The sequence below is a fragment of the Candidatus Binatia bacterium genome (assembly GCA_036504975.1).
Classification (GTDB): Bacteria; Desulfobacterota; Binatia; order UBA9968; family UBA9968; genus JAJPJQ01.
Genome location: DASXUF010000114.1, coordinates 15,268 through 36,076, shown reverse-complemented (window position 1 = coordinate 36,076; position 20,809 = coordinate 15,268). Strand labels below are relative to the sequence as shown.

13 protein-coding genes are annotated in these 20,809 nt (G+C 60.1%); 8 read left to right on the top strand and 5 right to left on the bottom strand.

Going from position 1 to position 20,809, the window contains the following annotated elements; translation table 11 throughout:
- Positions 1–13: 13 nt before the first annotated feature.
- A complete protein-coding gene (locus VGL70_15485) occupies positions 14–1,414 on the bottom strand; it encodes a hypothetical protein (protein HEY3304926.1) in 1,401 nt (466 codons plus the stop codon).
- Positions 1,415–1,867: 453 nt separating this feature from the next.
- Between VGL70_15485 and VGL70_15480 the strand changes: the two genes are divergently transcribed.
- The 6 genes from VGL70_15480 to VGL70_15455 all read left to right on the top strand — a co-directional run bounded on the left by VGL70_15480 (position 1,868) and on the right by VGL70_15455 (position 7,883).
- On the top strand, positions 1,868–2,452 hold the full coding sequence (locus VGL70_15480; GenBank protein ID HEY3304925.1) for a DsbA family oxidoreductase: 585 nt from the start codon (positions 1,868–1,870) through the stop codon (positions 2,450–2,452).
- A 108-nt stretch (positions 2,453–2,560) separates the two neighbouring features.
- Complete coding sequence (locus tag VGL70_15475) at positions 2,561–3,715, top strand: ABC transporter permease (GenBank protein HEY3304924.1); 1,155 nt, start codon at positions 2,561–2,563, stop codon at positions 3,713–3,715.
- 81 nt (positions 3,716–3,796) lie between these two features.
- Positions 3,797–4,525 (top strand): ATP-binding cassette domain-containing protein, encoded by a 729-nt coding sequence (locus tag VGL70_15470; GenBank protein HEY3304923.1) that lies wholly within the window; start codon positions 3,797–3,799, stop codon positions 4,523–4,525.
- Positions 4,522–5,505 (top strand): MlaD family protein, encoded by a 984-nt coding sequence (locus VGL70_15465; GenBank protein ID HEY3304922.1) that lies wholly within the window; start codon positions 4,522–4,524, stop codon positions 5,503–5,505. The genes VGL70_15470 and VGL70_15465 overlap by 4 nt, the downstream gene beginning before the upstream one ends.
- A 218-nt stretch (positions 5,506–5,723) precedes the next feature.
- A complete protein-coding gene (locus tag VGL70_15460; GenBank protein ID HEY3304921.1) occupies positions 5,724–6,329 on the top strand; it encodes a PqiC family protein in 606 nt (201 codons plus the stop codon).
- Positions 6,330–6,434: 105 nt separating this feature from the next.
- Positions 6,435–7,883: an amidohydrolase family protein gene (locus VGL70_15455; protein ID HEY3304920.1), complete on the top strand. Its 1,449-nt coding sequence runs from the start codon at positions 6,435–6,437 to the stop codon at positions 7,881–7,883.
- 10 nt (positions 7,884–7,893) lie between these two features.
- Here the strand turns inward: VGL70_15455 and VGL70_15450 are convergent, their stop codons facing one another.
- The 4 genes from VGL70_15450 to VGL70_15435 form a co-directional block, all read right to left on the bottom strand.
- Positions 7,894–8,922, bottom strand: coding sequence for an LLM class flavin-dependent oxidoreductase (locus tag VGL70_15450; GenBank protein HEY3304919.1), 1,029 nt, complete (start codon positions 8,920–8,922; stop codon positions 7,894–7,896).
- A 76-nt stretch (positions 8,923–8,998) separates the two neighbouring features.
- The gene (locus VGL70_15445) at positions 8,999–9,583 is read right to left on the bottom strand and encodes a hypothetical protein (GenBank protein HEY3304918.1); all 585 of its coding nucleotides are present in this window, start codon (positions 9,581–9,583) and stop codon (positions 8,999–9,001) included.
- 539 nt (positions 9,584–10,122) lie between these two features.
- Positions 10,123–11,133 (bottom strand): ABC transporter substrate-binding protein, encoded by a 1,011-nt coding sequence (locus tag VGL70_15440; protein ID HEY3304917.1) that lies wholly within the window; start codon positions 11,131–11,133, stop codon positions 10,123–10,125.
- Between the two features lie 2 nt (positions 11,134–11,135).
- Positions 11,136–12,032, bottom strand: a complete 897-nt coding sequence (locus VGL70_15435) for a LysR family transcriptional regulator (protein ID HEY3304916.1) — start codon at positions 12,030–12,032, stop codon at positions 11,136–11,138.
- A 554-nt stretch (positions 12,033–12,586) separates the two neighbouring features.
- On the opposite strand from VGL70_15435, the gene VGL70_15430 reads away from it, so the two are divergent.
- Together VGL70_15430 and VGL70_15425 are read left to right on the top strand one after the other, a co-directional pair.
- Entirely contained in the window at positions 12,587–18,610 is a 6,024-nt protein-coding gene (locus VGL70_15430; protein HEY3304915.1) for a HAMP domain-containing protein, read from the top strand.
- Positions 18,611–18,718: 108 nt separating this feature from the next.
- Positions 18,719–20,779: a response regulator gene (locus VGL70_15425; protein HEY3304914.1), complete on the top strand. Its 2,061-nt coding sequence runs from the start codon at positions 18,719–18,721 to the stop codon at positions 20,777–20,779.
- Positions 20,780–20,809: the final 30 nt, after the last annotated feature.

Below are 20,809 nucleotides of genomic sequence, written 5' to 3'. Positions count from 1 at the left end.
CATGGACGGCCGATCATGCCTTTTGGAGCTGATAGAGGGCGGCGAATTCAGTCTTCGCCGTTTCTTCGGCCTGATCGTACTCCTGCTTCTTTTTTGCGTCGGCAAGCAGTGTCTCGTTCTCCATCATTTTCTTCACTGCGTCCTCGATTCTCGAGGTGCGATCGGTGATCACCTTGCCTCCGATATAGACGCCTTGGCTGATGCCGATCAGATAAAGCATTGTATCGGAAATCTTCACATCGCCGAGATCATTCTGGCCGCTCGAAACCACATAGGCGGCAACGACCAGGGTGAAGATCGCCACTTGGAACTTGTAGACGTCGAGCCGGCCGCCGGTAAGCAGGAGGTTGTGGAACGTGGCGGTTTGTCCGGCGGGCACGTTCTTCCAGTTGTACCAGCCCTTGCCGATGATGAACGCCTTCACCTTGGGATCGAGATCGGTCTTCATGGTGGCGGTGAATTTCGCAGCGCCGGCACCGACGGCGCTGATGCCGAGCAGGGTTAGCAAATCGTTCGATATGTCGGCGAGCAGGCCGGTTCGCAGCCATAGATAGAACAGGAGCCCCGCCACGATGAAGGTGAAGAGCACTACCTGGATCTGAGAGATGCTCGCATCACCGACCACCCCCGCCGAGATTCGAACCGGGCTCAGCAGATACAAGAAGAATTCGAAGCCCCTCAAATTTTCCGCGTCCTTGCCATCGTAGGTTATCCAGGCGAGAAACCCGTAGACAAGCAAGACGAACAGGAGAGCGGTTAAGACATCAGGGCGGCGGTGTGTGACCGATATGCGCGTGGTGTAGCTGAACAGGTCCTCGCCGTGCATTCCGACCAGCAGATACTCGGTGGGGGTGGAATAAACCCGACTGCCATTCGGCGGCTCCGCAACATCGAACACCACCTTGTATTTCGGGGTCTTGGCGGCGTCGTTTGCGACCATCGGAAAGGCTTGGCGAACGTTCGCGGGCTCAAATGGCTTGTCGGCGGCAGCGAGACGCCAATACACCCGGACGCACAACTTTGCATTCTGGTCGGCCACGGCTTTGTCGACGACAGCGAACCACGCCGCGCCGTCCCCCGGCAGCTTGGCGCCGCTCAATTCGACGCGATAGGGAGTGGGACGATTTGCCAGATCGTACAGCGCATACCGCTCCGGCGCCGGCGGTTTGGTGGTGGCCTTGGCCGGGTCGGGATTGGCCTTCTTATAGTCGTCGAGCGCCTTTAGGTAGTCGGCGTTGGCCTCGCCCAGCTTCTTCAGTTTGGTCGGCAAATTGGTGCAGACATCAGCGGCCTGCGCATGAGCGGGGGGAGAACTCCATGGAACGAGTGCCGCCGCCAAAAGAAAAAGCCACGCCGCGCTGCCGGCGAACCGGATGAGCCGCGTCGCATGTCCCCGATGAGCAATCTGAATCATTTCCCCCTCCGCACAATGATCGTGAGTAGGCGAATATCTTCAGGCCTGGCGATAGGACAACCAATCCGCCATTCGACTATATTACCGATTGCAAAAATCACAGTTGCGCGACTTTTATCTTGTCGACCAACAACTTGTCAATCCGTTTCCATTCGCAGTTTTTCATATATACGTGGTCAGAGCAGCTTGGGTGTCTGCGGTGCCGGTGGAGCGATGGCAGCGATGCGCGCCGTGTCGCCGCGGTTAATGGAGGAGAGTTGGGGCAACCCTTTTAGATTGGGGCCAGCCATAAGTGCATACCTAAAGGCGAAATTGGAAACTTTCCACAACCCATACTCTAAACCCTCACGAGGCGTCAAGCGCAATTTTTCACGCCGCCGAAGCGCCGGACCGCTTGTCAGGAGCGCCGCTCTCGGCGTAAACTTGGGATGATTCAAGCCTGAGGAGGAAATCATGACCGAGCCTTTGACGCTGGAAGTCTTTTCAGACTACGTCTGACCGTGGTGCTATCTCAGTACCGGGCGTATTGAAAAACTCAAAACCAATCACGGCTTGAAAGTTAAGTTCACCCACTTCCCGCTCCATCCCGAAACGCCGGCGGAGGGAAAGCGCCGCGCGGCGGTAGCCGAGCGCGACGCGCGCATGAAGGCTTTGATGGAGCAGGAAGGGCTGCCGTACAACAGCGAGCGCGACATGACCTACAATAGTCGCCTCGCGCAGGAGCTGGCGAAATGGGCCGAAAGCAAAGGCAAGGGATACGAGATTCACGATCCGCTCTTCCGCGCTTTCTTCGTCGAAGTGAAGAACATCGGCGACCGCGGGGTGCTGGCCGGCATTGCGAAGAACGTCGGACTGCCGGCGGAGGAGGCGATCGACGCGCTCCTCAGCCGGAGCTTCAAACCGGCGGTGGACAACGATTGGCGGAGATGCGCCGCTCTCGGCGTCACCGCCGTGCCGACGTTTCTCATCGGACGCTACGCGCTTGTCGGCGCCCATCCGTACGAGGAGCTGGAAAAGCTGGTTGCAAAAGCCTCTTAAAATTTTAGATTTTTGATTGCCGATTTTCGATTGTCTGGAGAATCTAAAAGCCAAAATCGAAAACGACCTGCCCTGTAATTTTGACCCTCGATAGGTTAATTAACTTTAATGGCCAAAGCCGAGAGGAGGCTTGACGAGACGGCCGGAACAGGGTCGCTCTCGTTCGAGCAGAAAGACAACGGCGAGTTGGTCGTCCGCCTCGCCGGCGCTTGGAGTCTTAAAGGCGGGCTGCCGTCCATCGCCGAGGTCGCTGAGCGCCTGGGCGCCGCGGCGCGCGTTTCGTTCGATACGCGCGAGCTGACCGCGTGGGACAGCGGTCTGCTCACGTTTCTCGCCAAAGTCATCGAGCTCTGCCGCAAAAAACGCCTCGAAGTAGACCTCGCCGGACTGCCCGCCGGCATCCGCCGCCTGCTCGAGCTGGCCGAGGCGGTGCCGGAAAGAAAAGGCGCGCGCCGGCAAGAGGTCAAGGAAGCGCTGCTCGAGCGCGTCGGCGAGACGACGATCGAGACCGCCGCCTCCACCGTCGAGACGATCGCCTTCTTGGGTGAGATGACCGCCGCCTTCGGCAGGTTCTTGCGCATGAAGGCGCGCTACCGCCCGTGGGACCTCCTGCTGATGATTCAGGAGTGCGGCGCGCAGGCGCTGCCGATCGTCACGCTGATCAGCTTCCTCGTCGGCGTGATCCTCGCTTTCGTCGGCGCGGTGCAGCTCAAGCAGTTCGGCGGGCAGATTTACATCGCCGATCTCGTCGCGATCGGCATGCTGCGCGAGATGGGCGCGATGATGACCGCCGTGATCATGGCGGGACGCACCGGCGCGGCGTTCGCCGCCCAGCTCGGGACCATGAAGGTGACCCAGGAGATCGACGCGTTCGTGGCCATGGGCTTTCCGCCGATGGAATTTCTCGTGCTCCCCCGCGTCATCGCTCTGACGTTGATGATGCCGCTGCTCTGCCTTTACGCCGATTTCATCGGCGTGCTTGGCGGCGCGGCCATCGGCATCAGCATGCTGGACCTCTCCTGGACCACCTATTATCTGGAGACGACCCGCGCGATCCGGCTCCCCGATATGTTCGGCGGCATTTTCAAAAGCGCGGTCTACGCCGGGCTGATCGGCTTTTTCGGCTGTCTTCGCGGCCTGCAGTGCGGCCGGAGCGCCTCCGCCGTCGGCGACGCGACCACGTCGGCGGTCGTCAGCGGCATCGTCGCCAGCATCGTCGCCTGCGGCATCCTGGCGGTGGTTTTTTACGTGGTGGGGATCTGACGGGTGGAAGCGACCGAACAGCTTGACCATCTTCTCCCCGGCAACGGCGCGCGGCCGCACATCGTCGTTAGCGATCTCACGATGGCCTACGGCGATTTCGTCGTGATGCGCGATGTGAATTTCACCGTCGAGCACGGCGACATCTTCATCATCATGGGCGGCAGCGGCTCCGGAAAAAGCACCCTGCTGAGGCATCTGATCGGCCTCGAAGAGCCGGCGAGAGGAGAGATCTTTTACGAAGGCGAGAATTTCACCCGGGCAGACGCCGCCAAGCGGCAGGAAATTCTCCGGCGGGTCGGAGTGCTGTTTCAAAGCGGCGCGCTGTGGAGCTCGATGACGCTGGCGGAAAATATCGGCCTCCTGCTGGAAGACCACACCGATCTCGGAGCCGGCGAGATCCGCGAGGTGGCCGCGCTCAAGCTCGCGCTGGTCGGCCTCAAGGGCTTCGAAGATTATTACCCGTCGGAGATCAGCGGCGGGATGCAAAAGCGCGCGGGCCTCGCGCGCGCGATGGCGCTCGACCCGGAAGTTCTCTTCTTCGACGAGCCTTCGGCGGGACTCGATCCGGTAAGCGGGCGCCTGCTGGATGATCTCATTCTCGAGCTGCGCGACAGCCTCGGCGCCACCGTGGTCGTGGTAACGCACGACGTGGCAAGCATTCTCACGATCGGCAATAATAGCATCTTTCTCGACGCCGACAGCAATACGGTCATCGCCCGCGGCCATCCCAGGGAGCTGCTGCGTTCGGGTTCTCCCAAAGTGCGCGCTTTCCTGACCCGCGGGCAAGAGGGGCTGGAGGAGAAGAGATGAACAAAAAAGTAAGCCCGACCTTGATCGGCGCCTTTGTCCTTGGCGGCCTCGCCCTGGTGGTTACCGCGGTGCTGCTGATCGGCTCCGGACGGCTGTTTGTCGTTTCCCGCGATTTCATCCTCTACTTCGACGGCTCGGTCAACGGGCTCCGCGTCGGGGCGCCGGTGAAATTCAAAGGCGTCGAGATCGGCGCAGTAAAAAGCATCCTGTTGCAGATCGGCTCGGACCTGAGCGTGCAGCGTATCCCCGTCATCATTCGCGTCGACGCGAAAAAGATAACCCAGCGCGGCGGCCAGGGCGCCGCCATCACCGATCCGGAAGTCGCCAAGGCGCTCATCGATCAGGGCCTGCGGGGCTCGCTTCAGTTGGAGAGCATCGTGACGGGCCTCCTTTACGTCGGCCTGGATTTCTACCCCGAAACCCCCGCGAACTTCGTCCAGGCGGCGCAGAGCGGCCCGTATCAGGAAATCCCGACCATCCCATCTATTTTCGAGAAGGCCCAGGACGCCGCGGGACGCATCGTCGCCAAGCTCGAAGCGATCGACTTCCAGGCGTTGATCAACTCGATAGAAGCGGCCTCCAAGGGCGTCAATGCCATGGTCAGTTCTCCCGAGCTGAAGGGTTCTCTGCAGGCAATGCAACAAACCATGCCCAAAGTCGAGGAGGCCATCAAAACCGTCGGGGACGTGGCCAAAACGATGGAATCGACCTTCAAGGACTTGTCCGGCGATTTGAAGCAAACATCCAACGAGACCCGAGTCGCCGTCAAGCAAGCCGGCGAGACGATGAAGCGCGTCGAAACGACGCTCGCGAACGTGAGCGCCTTGATCGATCCCGACTCGCCGACGTTTTACGAGCTGACGCGAAGCCTTCGGGAAGTTTCTTCGGCCGCGCGCTCGCTCAGGCAGTTGGCGAATTATCTGGAAAGAAATCCGCGGGCGCTCATCTTCGGCAAACCCGACTCCAAGAAGGAGGATTGATGCGGCGGCTGATTCGTTTCTCACAAGCCACAGAAAAAACCAGAGATTGTCATTCTGAGGAGCGTAAGCGACGAAGAATCTCTCCCCATCCGCTTGAAATTCCTCTCGGGACTTGTGCTGAACTACGGCGCGAGATCCTTCGCAGAGTTTACCCTGAGCGCAGCCGAAGGGCTCAGGATGACAGAAAAAAACTTTCCGCGGCGTTTCTTCCAGCAGTCTTGCTGATCTTGGTGTCCCTCGCCGCCTGCCCCTCGTTCTCGCCCCAGCCCGACCGCACAAGATATTTTACGCTCACCGCGCAGGCGCAGACGGATGCGGCGGCAAAAAATCCCGGCCTAGACGAGATCTGGCTCGGCGTCGGCCCGGTCCGCATTCCCGGCTACCTCGATCGCGAAGAGCTGGTCGTCCGCGTCGCTCAGAACCGGTTCGACGTCGCGCAAAACGACCGCTGGATCGAGCCGTTGGAAGAGAGCTTGAGCCGCGTGCTGGCGCAAAATCTTTTTGCCCTGCTCGGGAGCGAGCGCATCGTCCGCTATCCCTGGCCGGCGAGCCGCCGGATCACGCACCAGGTCGAGGTCGAGATCTTCCGTTTCGAGCCCACCGCGGAGGGCGAAGCGCAACTTTCGGCCCGCTGGGCGATCAACGACACCGCCGCCAAGCAAGCCCTCGCCGCCAAGGCGAGCTTTTTCCAGCGGCCCATCAAAGGACAATCCAGAGAAGCGGCCGTCGACGCGATGAGCGCGCTGCTCGCCGATTTAAGCCGCGAGATGGCCGACGCCGTGCGCGCCGTCGTCGGACAGCCAAAACGCGCGGAACAAAAATGAGAAGATCTTCGTTCGCGCTTCGACAAGCTCAGCACGAACGGAATACGAACTGAGCCGGTCACCCTGAGCCTGTCGAAGGGTGACGTTTTTCAAAACAGGTAACCCATGACGATTCGAATCGACGGCGGCACAGTGGTCGGCTGGTCGGGAACGAGTCACGAGCTGGTCCCCGACGGCAGTGTGCTGATCGAAGGCGACTCGGTCAGCTATGTCGGCGCGGATCGGACGAAGCGCGCGGACGAGGTCATCGACGCGTCTGAAAAGCTCGTCTGTCCCGGCTTCATCAACCTCCACGTCCACTCGCAGTTGAACGTCGGCGACTATCTGATCACGGACGCGACCAAGAAAGATTATCTGTCGGCGAACTTCTTCGTTTTAGGCGCGCCGGTGAAGGAGAAGGCCGCGCCCCCGCCGCCGGAGAGCGTCGCCATCGGCCGGCAGTATGCGCTCTACAGCGCGCTCAGGAACGGCGCGACGACGATCCTTGACCCGGGCGGCGGACCGGGAGATCTGGGCGAGTATGTCGAGACCGTCGGCAAGATCGGCGCCCGCGTCTTTTTCAGCCCGCCGTTTCGCAGCCATGACGTTTTCACCGATGCGGAGGGACGCCATTATTATGAAGCGCGCGAAGACCGCGGCCGTCCCGGACTACAACGGGCAATTGATTTCATCCGCAAATTTCACGGCGCGAAGGACGGCCGCGTCCAAGGCATTTTGAATCCCGCCCAGGCGGAGACCTGTGAGCCGTCTTTATTGAAAGAGACCGTCACGGCGGCGAAAGAGCTGGGCGTCGGCATTCACACGCACGCGGCGGGAAACTTGCGCGAGCTGGTGCAGATTCTTTACAACCACCGGAAACCCGTTATTGAGTACCTCGCCGACGCCGGCATTCTAGGGCCGAAAACGATTCTCGGCCATACGGTCTTCATCGCCGGCCATTCGAAAGTGGATTATCCGTTCGGCGACGAGTTGAAGCTTCTCGCCGAATCCGGCGCTTCCGTCGGCCACTGCCCGCGCAAGTACGCCAAAATGGCGAATGCAGCGGAGTCTTTCGACCGCTACGTCGAGGCCGGCGTCAACACGGGATTGGGAACGGACACCTACCCGCTCGATATCGTCGCCGAGATGCGCTACGCGTCGTTGGTCTCGCGCCTGGTGGATAAAAAATATTACGGCGCGCGTCCCGAGCGAGTTTTCAACGCGGCAACGATCTGGGGCGCGAAGGCGCTGGGACGCGACGACCTCGGAAAGATCGCGCCCGGCGCCAAGGCGGATATTGTGATTATCGATCTGCGCACGACGCGCTATGGCCCGGTGCGCGATCCGATCAATGCGCTGGTGGAATACGGCAGCGGCGCCGACGTGGACACCGTGCTGGTAAACGGCGAAGTCGCGATCGAATCCGGCCGCTCGGCGCGCATCGACGAAGCCGATCTCTACGCGCGCGCCGACGCGGCGGCGAAGGCCGCGTGGGACAACTGGCCCAAGCGCGACTGGGCGGGAAGGTCGGTGGAAGAGATCATCCCGCCGGCCTTTCCGACGAGACGAGGATAAAAAATGGTCTTCAATCTTGCAGCGCCGGTATTACTTTCTCAGCAAACAAACGTATATTTTTCATCCCCATTTCCTGCGGCATGCCGCCGAAGTGAAAAGTCCCCGATAGAGTCGTCAGCCCGACTTCGTCGCGCCAGCGCTTGATCGTGTCGATGCAGCGCGCGGGGTCGCCGGCGATCGCAAGGCCTCCGGTTAGCTGGGTGCTGACGTCCCTCAGCGCCAACTGCCCTCCCACTTTGCGCTCGGGGTCGTGCGCGGCGTGCACTCTGAAATAATTTTCCAGATAGGGCGCCGCTTCGCGCGCCGCCTGCTCGAAGCTCTCCGCGACGTAGACATGGAATTTTCCCAGCACCTGACACCGCGCCGGATCGTACCCGGACTTGACCAACGCTTCACGATAAATCTTTACAAGTTTGGGCAAAAGGTCCGGTGTCTTGTATAAGTATGGCAGCGTCATCAGGTGGAAACCGTTTTCTCCCGCCCACTGAAACGAATCTTCGCTGCGGGCGCAGCCGACCCAGACCGGCGGGTGCGGCCGCTGCACCGGCTTGGGCAGCACGCGAAAATTTTCATAGCGAAAGAATTCGCCGCGAAAATTTACCGGCCCGTCGGACCATGCCTGGAGCAGGACCTCCGTCCCCTCTTTCATGCGACCCGTCGCCTCTTCCTGTGACACGCCAGAGCGCCGGTACTCGCTCGGCTCGCTCCCCTTGCCGACGCCGAACTCGAGCCGGCCGTTCGAGACCACGTCCACCATGGCATACGACTCCGCCACTTCCAGAGGATTGTGCAGCGGCAGCACGTTGATGGCGACGCCGAGTCGAATCCGCTTCGTCGTCCGCGCGACGGCGGAGAGAAACGTCGGCGGGTGCGGTATCGCGCCGCCGTAATCGCCGAAGTGATGCTCCGTCACCCAGACGTGATCGAATCCGAGCCGGTCCAATTCTTCCATCTGCTCGAACATGCGCCGGTAGAATTCCGTCGCCGGTCCGTCGAGATCGGAAACGTAAGTCGGTAAATAATGCCCGCCGAACTTCATGCCCGCATGATTATGTGAAGGCTCCTGGTGTGTCAAACGCACGTGCCTCAGCCGGAAAACAAAGCGGGCAGACGCATTACCGCGACGCAACCGTCTTACCGCGAACTTTGCCAGGCCAACGCTCTGCCGGGGGAACGCCGAGCTCCCGGCGAAGTTTTGCTACCGTATCCCAGCCTATATTGTAATGCCGGCTGATAGACCGAAGCGGCAGCGAGAGAATCGCTTTGAGCTTGGGTGTCCGCTTCACGGGCCGGGTTTCGACCGCTGGTGGAATGTTTCGTCGCCGTCGTTCCCTTGCGACGCTTTCCCGTTTTATCCTGTATCGAGCCGCAATCTCCCAATCGGTCGCCTTACCTAAGCGCGCGCCCATTTCTTTTGTCCAGCGGATGCGCCGCTGCGGATAAAAGCTCTTGATGCCCAACTGCGCTCTTTTAATTGCGACGGTCGCCATGCTGACTCGCAACCGCTTGGCGATGACACGGTCGACATTGGTGCCTAACAGGGCGATTTTCCGTCTCGTCCAAACAAATCCACGTCGTTGCCGGCTCGCATCGTACGGCGGAATGCCCGTTTTCCAACGCTTCCGCCGCACGGCGTGAGTCGGGAGTCCGAGCCGCGCGGCAACGTCGCTGTCGATGTCCGTGCCCAAGAGCCGAATCATCGCGGACGTCCACTCTATATTCGGGCTTCGCGGTCGGAAGGCCTTAACCCGTCGCCGTGTCCTTTCCCCTCGGACGGCATCTAAACTCACGCCCATCTTTCGCGCCAATTTATCGTCCGGCATGCGCCCTAGAAGCGTAAGCCACTTGACCGGCCAGCGCAGGCGAAGGGGATGGTATGATTCGCGCGGGATCTCGTCGCGGTTAATTCTCTTCAGAGGTTTTTTTCGCATCGTCGATTCCATATGAATTCATATTGCAAAAAATTAAAAGAAGGAGTATCTCTCTATCTCTTTTTGAGATATGTCAACTGCGCTGCTGGATGGCGTGCTGTGCGCGAAGCTTCGCGCATGAACCGAAGAGAAGCGACGCAATGAACGAAATTTGGGAATGTCAAAAATGCCGGCAGTGGCAAGCTCCGGACAATGAGACCTGTTCGATCTGCGGAGGCCCTCGAGCAAAGAAGGGGAAAGATAAGGCGAGTACTGCGCCATCGCGACGAAAGAGCCTGCGGAAGTCGAAATAGGCGCTTTTTTAAAACTTATCTCGGCGTCTGCGGTGTCCAGCCCTTAAGTTCCTGCTCCGCCTGCTTCACAAAACGGTAGTCAAAGACCCGCTCGGGCGGAATGTCTTCGGTGAGATTGCCTGACTGTTTGATCATGGAAATGACTGTACGCTGATCTTCTTCAATCAGATAGCCGGAGGGAACAGATTCCTCTCGCACGGCATCATAGGTCTGAATTGCTTCTTCCCGATTCAGGCGAAACATCTGCATAATCTTAGAAACGACGTAATCCCGCTGGCTGACAACAAATCTGATTCCTTTGAGTGTTCCCTGCACCATCCTTGCAACTCCCGAAGGGTCTTGAACAAGCTGTTCCTCTCTAACCGCTAACCCTAGCACAGGCCACTTCATATATTCGGTAGTCGTGGCCAGTTTTCGATACCCCATCTCCACAGCCTTGAAATTGACAGGAGGAGAAAGAACGGTAGCATGGACAGCCCTGGAGTTGAGAGCAGCTAATCGCTCGGGGGACGCACCGACCGCCACAAATGTGACGTCCCTGAAAGGGTCGAGGCCGTGGCGCTTGAAGATCTCCCGCGTTGTCAGCTCTGTAGCGCTTCCCAAGGAGGAGATCGCAATTGCCTTCCCTCTCAAGTCGTTGACAGAGCGAATCTCTGGCTGAGCGACCAGCCAAAAATTTATCGTTCCCGCTGTAAGAACTATCCTAAGCGGCAGTCGCCCTCTGATGATGGCATCCATCGCAGGTCCAGCCGCCGTTACATAGTCAAAGTTCCTTGCTACCAGCCCTTTGACGGCTACACCTCCGCTCCTCACCATTATGAACTCAGGTCTGACCCCCTCTTCCCGGAAAAATCCCAGATCCTTCTCCAGTAAGATCCAGAGAACAGAAGGCGTAAATGAGGCGTAAGCCACAAGAGCCTTCCTCGGCGAGGCTTCTCCCGAGTATCCGCCTCGGTGTAAAAGCATGACTGCGAGAAACCCAACAAGGACTGCACAAGAGAAGACCAGAGCGGATCTCAATTTCATTTCTACTCCTTGTACTTGTACTTCTTTAAAAAGCGGATGAAACCTTGTGTCGATGCTGGGACCTCTCGTCGCTTATGAAGAACTATGTACATGGTCCTTTTTAGCTTTAGCTCTGGAACCGTTAGTACCTTTAGCCGTCTCGCCGCAACGTCACCCAGGACATGGCACTTGGAAACGAAACCAATACCAAGTCCCTTTGTCACGGCGCTCCTAATGATGTCTCTGCCACCAAATTCGTCGTTCACTTCTAGTCTCCGAATCAACGATAGCCCCTTAGCCACAACTTTTTTTTCTACCATCTCACGGATGGGATTGTTCCTTCCCTGAAGGATCAACGGCTGCTGCATTAGAAGCTCTAAAGAGACGAAGCGTTTTTTAGTAAGCGGATGGTTCGGTGGCGCAATGACGCACACTTCCTCCTCTCGATACGGCTCGCGTGCTAAAAGTGACGAACGGGGAGCCCAGCCTAAGATAGCCATGTCGAGTTCTCCCTCTAAGAGATTTTTTTCCAAGCTGTCGGTCCTTTCTATTTTTAAAACGATATCTACCTCGGGATGGTGCTTTTTGAACTCTTGGACTGCCACGGGAAGAAAAGACGCGGCAGCTAGGGCCGACCCGCCAATTCTAAGCCGATGTCTCCCCTTCACTTCGTCGATCTCCTGGGGGATTTTCTCGATGATAGCCAGCGCGCTCTCGACGAGCTGTAACACGCGCCTGCCGGCTTCGGTGAGATGAGGCTTCATCCCCAACTTCTCGAAAAGCTTTATTCCCAGCTCTTTTTGTAAACCGATGACAAGGGAGGAGACCGAAGGTTGGCTGATATTCAAAGTTTTCCCCGCCTTGGTGAAGCTCCTTTCGCGCGCCACCGTGGCGAAGGTCTTTAGCTGCCACAGGGTCATCAGAAATCTCCTAAATTGCGGATATGAATTCTCCCGCGATCCAATGGAGAAAGCAAGAATTTTTCTCCGAATGCAAATTATTCGATTACGCTATAGGATAAGACAAAAAAATTGCATCACCGTATGAAATAGGACGGTGTAGTCGGACACGCGGATGAAGGCCGGCAAAAACGTTCGGAACGGCGACCCGGCGGGCGGATTACTGCGGAGAAATCTTTTTGCTCGAACATGCGCCGGTAAAAATCCGGCGCCGGTCCGTCGAGATCGGAAACGTAAGTCGGTAAATAATGGGCGCCGAACTTCATATCGCTTCGGTTGCTAATTATGTTACCATAGCGGTGGTGTCAAACGCAGTCGAGCGTCAGATTCAGACATGTTTGGGACAGTAGAGAATTTTTGTCCCGGGGGGCTTTTTACCGCCGTTGAAGTCAGGTAAAAATATTTCATACCAAGTAGGTGCTTTCCCCGTACGATATCAGGTGAACACCTGATTGTTAACGATCGACTCGGGAATACAATGCAGGCCTTTAAGGCAAGATAAATCAGGGGGTTCTATGGCAAGCAAACAGCCGCGGCCGGCCAACGGCGACGGGCTCGATTCCAAAGTATTGTTGCAAGTTCTTCTGGCGGTGCAAAAAGGCGATTTCTCCGTCCGCCTGCCGGCCGGAGCGAGCGGCATCGACGGCAAGATCGCCGACACCGTAAACGACATCATCGGGATGATGTCGGACACGACCAGCGAGATCGAGCGCGTGAGCCGCGTCGTCGGAAAAGAGGGAAAGCTTTCGCAGCGGGCGGCGCTTCCGGGCGCCAGAGGGTCGTGGAAGGCCCGCATCGAAGCGATGAACAGTCTGATCGACGACCTGGTCCGACCGACTACGGAGATGGCGCGCGTGATCGGCGCCGTCGCCAAAGGCGATCTCACTCAGACCGTGGCCCTGGAGGCCGAGGGGCAGCCGCTCAAGGGACAGTTCTTGAGCACGGCGAAAACCGTCAACGCGATGGTCAAGCAGCTCGGCGCCTTTTCCGCCGAAGTCACGCGCGTCGCGCGCGAGGTCGGCACCGAAGGAAAACTCGGCGGACAGGCGGTCGTGACCGGGGTCGCCGGCACCTGGAAAGACCTGACCGACAGCGTCAATTTGATGGCCGGCAATCTGACCGGACAGGTGCGCAACATCGCCGACGTGACCATCGCCGTCGCCAACGGCGACCTGTCGAAGAAAATCACCGTCGACGTGCGCGGCGAAATCTTGCAGCTCAAAGACGCCATCAACACGATGGTCGATCAGCTCCGGAGCTTCGCCGCCGAAGTCACGCGCGTCGCGCGCGAGGTCGGCACCGAAGGAAAACTCGGCGGACAGGCGGTCGTCCCCGGCGTCGCCGGCACCTGGAAAGACTTGACCGACAGCGTCAACGCGATGGCGAGCAACCTGACGGCTCAGGTCCGAAACATCGCCGACGTGACCATCGCCGTCGCCAACGGCGACCTGTCGAAGAAAATCACCGTCGACGTCAAAGGCGAGATCCTCCAGCTCAAAGACACGATCAACACGATGGTCGATCAGTTGCGCAGCTTTGCCTCGGAAGTGACGCGCGTCGCGCGCGAGGTCGGCACCGAAGGAAAACTCGGCGGACAAGCGTTGGTCCCCGGCGTCGCCGGCACCTGGAAAGATTTGACCGACAGCGTCAATTTCATGGCCGGCAACCTGACCGCTCAGGTCCGTAACATCGCCGACGTGACCATCGCCGTCGCCAGCGGCGACCTGTCGAAGAAAATCACCGTCGACGTGCGCGGCGAGATCTTGCAGCTCAAAGAAGCCATGAACACGATGGTCGATCAGCTACGGAGCTTCGCCGCCGAAGTCACGCGCGTCGCGCGCGAGGTCGGCACCGAAGGAAAACTCGGCGGACAGGCGCAGGTCCGCGACGTGAGCGGCGTGTGGAAGGACCTGACCGAGAGCGTCAACGTCATGGCCGGCAACCTGACCGCCCAGGTCAGAAACATCGCCGATGTGACCATCGCCGTCGCCAACGGCGACCTGTCGAAGAAGATCACCGTCGACGTCAAAGGCGAGATCCTCCAGTTGAAAGAGGCCGTCAACACGATGGTCGATCAGTTGAACGCGTTCGCCGCCGAAGTCACGCGCGTCGCGCGCGAGGTCGGCACCGAAGGAAAATTGGGCGGACAGGCGCAGGTCCGCGACGTGAGCGGCGTGTGGAAGGACCTGACCGAGAGCGTCAACATGATGGCCGGCAACCTAACCGCCCAGGTCAGAAACATCGCCGACGTGACCATCGCCGTCGCCAACGGCGACCTGTCGAAGAAGATCACCGTCGATGTGCGCGGCGAGATCCTCCAGCTAAAAGATACGATCAACACAATGGTCGACCAGCTCCGAAGCTTCGCGGCCGAAGTCACGCGCGTCGCGCGCGAGGTCGGCACCGAAGGAAAATTGGGCGGACAGGCGGTCGTCCCCGGCGTCGCCGGCACCTGGAAAGACCTGACCGACAGCGTCAACGCGATGGCGAGCAACCTGACGGCCCAGGTCCGTAACATCGCCGACGTGACGATCGCCGTCGCCAACGGCGACTTGTCGAAAAAGATCACCGTCGACGTGCGCGGCGAAATCCTCCAGTTGAAAGCCGCCATCAACACGATGGTCGATCAGTTGAACGCCTTTGCCGCCGAGGTCACGCGCGTCGCGCGCGAGGTCGGCACCGAAGGAAAACTCGGCGGCCAGGCCGTCGTGACCGGCGTCGCCGGCACGTGGAAAGATTTGACCGACAACGTCAACTTCATGGCGGCGAACCTGACCGCCCAGGTGCGCAACATCGCTGACGTCACCATCGCCGTCGCCAACGGCGACCTGTCGAAGAAAATCACCGTCGACGTGCGCGGCGAAATCCTGCAGTTGAAAGACACGGTCAACACGATGGTCGATCAGTTGAACTCCTTCGCCGCCGAGGTCACGCGCGTCGCGCGCGAAGTCGGCACCGAAGGAAAACTCGGCGGGCAGGCGGTGGTGCCCGGCGTCGCCGGCACCTGGAAGGACCTGACCGACAACGTGAATTTGATGGCGAATAATTTGACCGCTCAGGTCCGTAACATCGCCGACGTGACCATCGCCGTCGCCAACGGCGATCTGTCGAAGAAAATCGCCGTCGACGTGCGCGGTGAAATCTTGCAGTTGAAAAACGCCATCAACACGATGGTCGATCAGTTGAACGCTTTCGCCGCCGAAGTGACGCGCGTCGCGCGCGAGGTCGGCACCGAAGGAAAATTGGGCGGACAGGCCGTGGTCCCGGGAGTCGCCGGAACGTGGAAGGATTTGACCGACAACGTCAACGTCATGGCGGCCAACTTGACCGCCCAGGTGCGCGGCATCGTCAAAGTCGTCACCGCCGTCGCCAACGGCAGTCTGAAGGAAAAGCTCACCGTCGAGGCCAAAGGCGAGGTCGCGGCTCTGGCCGAGACGATCAACAATATGACGGACACCTTGGCGATTTTCGCCGAACAGGTTACGACCGTCGCCCGGGAGGTCGGCGTCGAAGGCCGCTTGGGCGGTCAGGCCAACGTGCCGGGCGGGTCGGGCATCTGGAAAGATTTGACCGACAATGTCAACCTGCTCGCGGCCAACCTGACGACGCAGGTGCGCGCCATCGCCGACGTTGCGACGGCGGTCACCAAGGGCGACTTGACGCGCTCGATTCAAGTCGACGCGCGCGGCGAGGTCGCGGAGCTGAAAGACAACATCAACGCGATGATCCAAAACCTCCGCGCCACGACCGAGCAGAACACCGAACAGGACTGGCTGAAGACCAACCTCGGTAAATTCACCAGCATGCTGCAGGGCCAGCGCGACTTGACGACGGTCGGCCAGATGCTGCTTTCCGAGCTGGCGCCGCTCGTCAGCGCGCAATACGGCGCCATTTACCAGATGGACTCCACCAACGGCGACGCGCGTCTGCAAATGCTCGCCGGCTACGCGCGCAACGACAGCCCCGACATACCGGCCGAACTGCCGGTCGGCGTCGGGCTCGTCGGCCAATGCGCTCTGGAGAAGCGCCGCATCCTTTTGGATGAAATCCCGCGCGATTACGTGCGCATCAATTCGGGTCTCGGCGAGGCGCCGCCGCGAAATCTGATCGTGCTGCCGGTGCTCTTCGAAGGCCAGACCAAGGCGGTGATTGAGCTGGCCTCGCTGGCGGCTTTCACCCCGACGCACCTGACCTTCCTCGCCCAGCTCACGGAAAGCATCGGCATTGTGCTCAACACCATCGAGGCGACGATGCGGACCGAGGGCTTGCTGCAACAGTCGCAGAAGCTCGCCGTCGAGCTGCAGGCGCAGCAAAAAGAGCTGCAGCAGAAGAACGAAGAGCTGGGAAACAAGGCCCAGCAGTTGGCCGAGCAGAACGCCGAGGTCGAGCGCAAAAACCGCGAGATCGAGCAGGCGCGCCACGCGGTCGAGGAGAAGGCCGCCGAGCTGGCGCTGGCTTCCAAGTACAAATCGGAATTCTTGGCCAACATGTCGCACGAGCTGCGAACGCCGCTGAATTCGATCTTGATTCTCGCCCAGCAACTCGCCGACAATGCCGAGGGCAATCTGAGCGGCAAGCAGGTCGAGTTCGCCAAGAACGTTCACGCCGCCGGCGCAGACCTGTTGAACCTGATCAGCGATATCCTCGACCTGTCGAAGATCGAGTCGGGCACGGTCACCGTCGAACCCGAAGACGTAGCGTTCCCGAAGGTGCGCGACGCGGTCGAGCGGAGCTTCCGCCACGTGGCCGAAGCGCGCCAACTCGCGTTCGACATCGAGATGGACCCGCTGCTCCCGCGCGGCATCACGACCGACGTCAAACGGCTCCAGCAGGTCCTCAAGAACCTGCTCTCCAACGCCTTCAAGTTCACCATGCAAGGACGGGTGACGTTCCGCATGCGCGTCGCCACGAGCGGCTGGAGCGCCGATCACGTGCTCCTCAACAGCGTTCCGAAAGTCGTCGCCTTCGAGGTCAGCGATACCGGCATCGGCATTTCGCCCGACAAGCAGAGGATCATCTTCGAGGCTTTCCACCAGGCGGACGCCGGCACCGCCCGGCGCTTCGGCGGCACCGGTCTCGGTCTCGCGATCAGCCGCGAGCTGGCAACGTTGTTGGGCGGAGAGATCCGGCTCGCGAGCGCGCCCGGCCAGGGCAGCACGTTCACCCTATATCTGCCGGAGAGCTACCTCGGCGCACTGTCGGCAGGCATCGTAAAATCCGAAACGCCGCTGCCGGCGCCGTTTATCGTCCGGCAAGCGGAGAAGCCGGAGGAAGTGCCGGACGACCGCGACGAGATCGTGACCGGCGATCCCGTGGTCCTGATCGTCGAGGACGATCCGCACTTTGCCCGCGTGCTCCTGGGACTGGTGCGGGAAAAGGGCTTCAAGGGAGTCGTGACGGCGCAAGGCGGCATGGTCCGCTCGCTCGCGCGCCAGTACAACCCTCTCGCCATCACTCTCGACATTTTTCTGACGGACATGCTGGGTTGGACGGTGCTGAGCCACTTGAAGCAGGACCCGGCCACGCGGCACATTCCGGTGCAAATCATCACCGTCGAGGAAGAACGGCTGCAGGGCCTCGGCCACGGCGCGTTCTCCTATCTCATCAAGCCATCGACGACCGACGAACTGAAAAGGGCGGCCGACCGGATGCTGGAGTACGCGCAGTCGAGCCGGCGCGAACTCCTCGTCGTCGAGGACAACGAGATCGAGCGGCAGAGCATCGTCGAGCTGCTCTCCCACGGCAGCGTGGACATCACCACCGCGGCGACCGGCGCCGAGGCGTGGCAGGCACTGCGCGGCGACGCGAGGTTCGATTGCGTGGTCCTCGATCTCAGGCTGCCGGACATTTCCGGATTCGAGCTGCTGGAGCGCATCCGCCAGGAAGCGGATCTGCGCGATCTGCCGATCGTCGTGTTCACCGGCAAGGACTTGACCGAAGACGACGAAGTCCAGTTGCTGAGAATGGCCGAGAGCGTCGTCCTCAAAGGCGTGCAGTCTCCCGAGCGACTGCTGGACGAAACGTCGCTCTTCCTCCACCTGGTCGAATCCGAGCTTCCGCCCGCCAAGCAGGAGATGCTGAAGCGCCTCCGCCAGACCGACGAGGCGCTGGTCGAGAAAAAAGTCCTGGTCGTCGACGACGACGTGCGCAATATCTTCGCGCTGACGAGCCTGCTCGAGCAGCACGGTCTCCGCGTCGTCAGCCGCGAGACCGGGTCCGAGGCGATCGCGCTGCTCGACGAAGATTCGGAGATCGACGCCGTCTTGATGGACATCATGATGCCCGAGATGGACGGCTACGAGACGATGCGCCGGATCCGTAAGAATTCTCGGCACCGGCTGCTGCCGATCCTCGCGCTCACGGCCAAGGCGATGAAAGGCGACCGGGAAAAATGCCTCGAGGCCGGCGCGTCCGATTACATCGCCAAGCCGGTGGACACCGAGGAGCTGCTCGCGCTGCTGCGCATCTGGCTCTTCGGCAAGCAGCCGCTGACTAGGAAGGCGTCTTCGGCTATGGTAGACGAGACGACGGCCGCATAGCGCGGAGCAGGCGCTCCGCGCATAGCAAATCTCAGATTTCAAATCTCAAAATCTGAGATCTGAAATTTGAGATTCCGAGTGTAGCGAGGATACGAGCGAAACGAGGACATGGAGCCCACCGCCAACATTCTGCTCGTTGACGACGATTATAAGTCGCTCACCGCCATGGAAGCGCTGCTCTCCGGGCCGGGGCGCAAAATCGTCACGGCCAGCTCCGGCACGGACGCGCTCCGGCGCCTCTTGCAGCAGGACTTTGCGCTGATCCTGCTCGACGTGCGAATGCCGGACATGGACGGCTTCGAGACCGCCGCGATGATCCGGCGGAACGAGCGTTTTCGCTATACCCCGATTATTTTCCTCTCCGCGGTCGATACCCTCGACGAGGACGTGATCAAGGGCGTCGCGAGCGGCGCCGTCGATTACCTCTTCAAGCCGGTGATGCCGGAAGTCCTCAAGACCAAGGTCTCGGTCTTCGTCGATCTGTTCCGGATGAACGAGCGCTTGAAGCAGCAGGCCGTCAAGGAAGCGCAGGCGCTGCTCGCCGCCGTCGTCGAATCCTCCCAGGACGCAATCATCAGTAAAAATCTCGATGGCGTCATTCTTTCCTGGAACGCGGGCGCCGAGCGGCTCTTCGGATACGAAGCGGAGGAGGCGATCGGAAAACCGATCACGATCATGATTCCGCCCCAAAGACAGGAGGAGGACACGCGGATTCTGGAGCGGATCAAACGGGGAGAGCGAATCGAGCCATTTGAAACGCTCCGCCGTGCCAAGGACGGCCGTTTGATCGACATCTCGCTCACGATCTCGCCTATTCTGGACGGCGCCGGCCGCATCATCGGCGCCTCGAGCGTCGCGCGCGACATCACCGAGCGCAAGCGGATGGAAGCGGAGCTCATCGAGCTCAACGCCGAGCTGGAAAAACGGGTGGCGGAGCGCACGATGGAGCTGGTCCGTTCGGTCGAGCAGCGGGAAAAGTTGCAGCAGCAGCTTTCGCACGCCCAGAAGATGGAAAGCATCGGCACGCTCGCGGGAGGCATCGCGCACGACTTCAACAACATTCTCACGATCATTCTCGGTTACTCTTCGGCGCTGAAAGACAACCCGGGCGATCCGGACAAGCTCGGCGCCGGGCTCGAAGTGATTCGCGAGACCGGAATGCGCGGGGCGGTGCTGGTGCAGCAGCTTCTCACGCTCGCCCGCAGCGGCAATCTGAGCTTCCAGCAGACCGACATCAACGAGCTTTTGCGCCAGTTTTCCAAGATCCTTGCCGAAACCTTCCCCAAGACGATCGTCGTTTCGGTGGAGACCGCTCCCGATCTGCCTCCCGCTATGGCCGATCCCAACCGGCTGCATCAAGCGCTCTTGAATCTCTGCGTCAACGCGCGCGACGCCATGAACGGCTCGGGAAAACTCGTGCTCAGGGACGAGGTCGTGCCCGGACACGACCTCAGGAAGCGCTTTCCCGACGCCAAGGACGAGAGCTACGCCTGCGTCACGGTCTCCGACACGGGCGCGGGCATCCACGAGACCGTCCGCGACCGGATCTTCGACCCCTTCTTCACGACCAAGGGACCCGGCGAAGGAACCGGCCTCGGGCTTACGGCGGTCTATGGCATCGTGCGGGAGCACGACGGCTTCGTCGAAGTGGAGAGCGAACCGGGGCGGGGAGCGACGTTCCGCCTCTACTTGCCGCTCAGGCCCGTGAACGGCAAGGGCGTCGTCGAGCCGTACGCGGAAGGCCACGAGGCCGAAGCGATTCATGGGCACGGCACCGTTCTCCTCGTGGACGACGAGGAGCGTCAATTGGAATTGATCCAGGGCTTCCTGGAGAAAAAAGGCTATCGGGTCTTGCTGGCGCGAGACGGCCTCGAGGCGGTGGAAACTCATCGGCGGCACAAGCATGAGATCGCCGCGGTCATCCTCGACCTGGGACTCCCGAAGCTCAGCGGATGGGAAGCTTTTTTGAAAATGAAGCAGGAAGAGCCGCAAGTAAAAACCATCTTCACCAGCGGTTACATCAAGCCGGAAATGAGGCTGGAGATGATCCGCGAGGGCGTCGTGGCCATCGTTCACAAGCCCTATCTGCCGGACGATCTGCTCGCGAAAGTCGGCGCGGCCGTTCGCCAACCGGCGGGGCTCCGGGCGGCCGAGCGTTTAAACGCTTGATCTGGACATAGAACGTTTTCTTACCGCTTA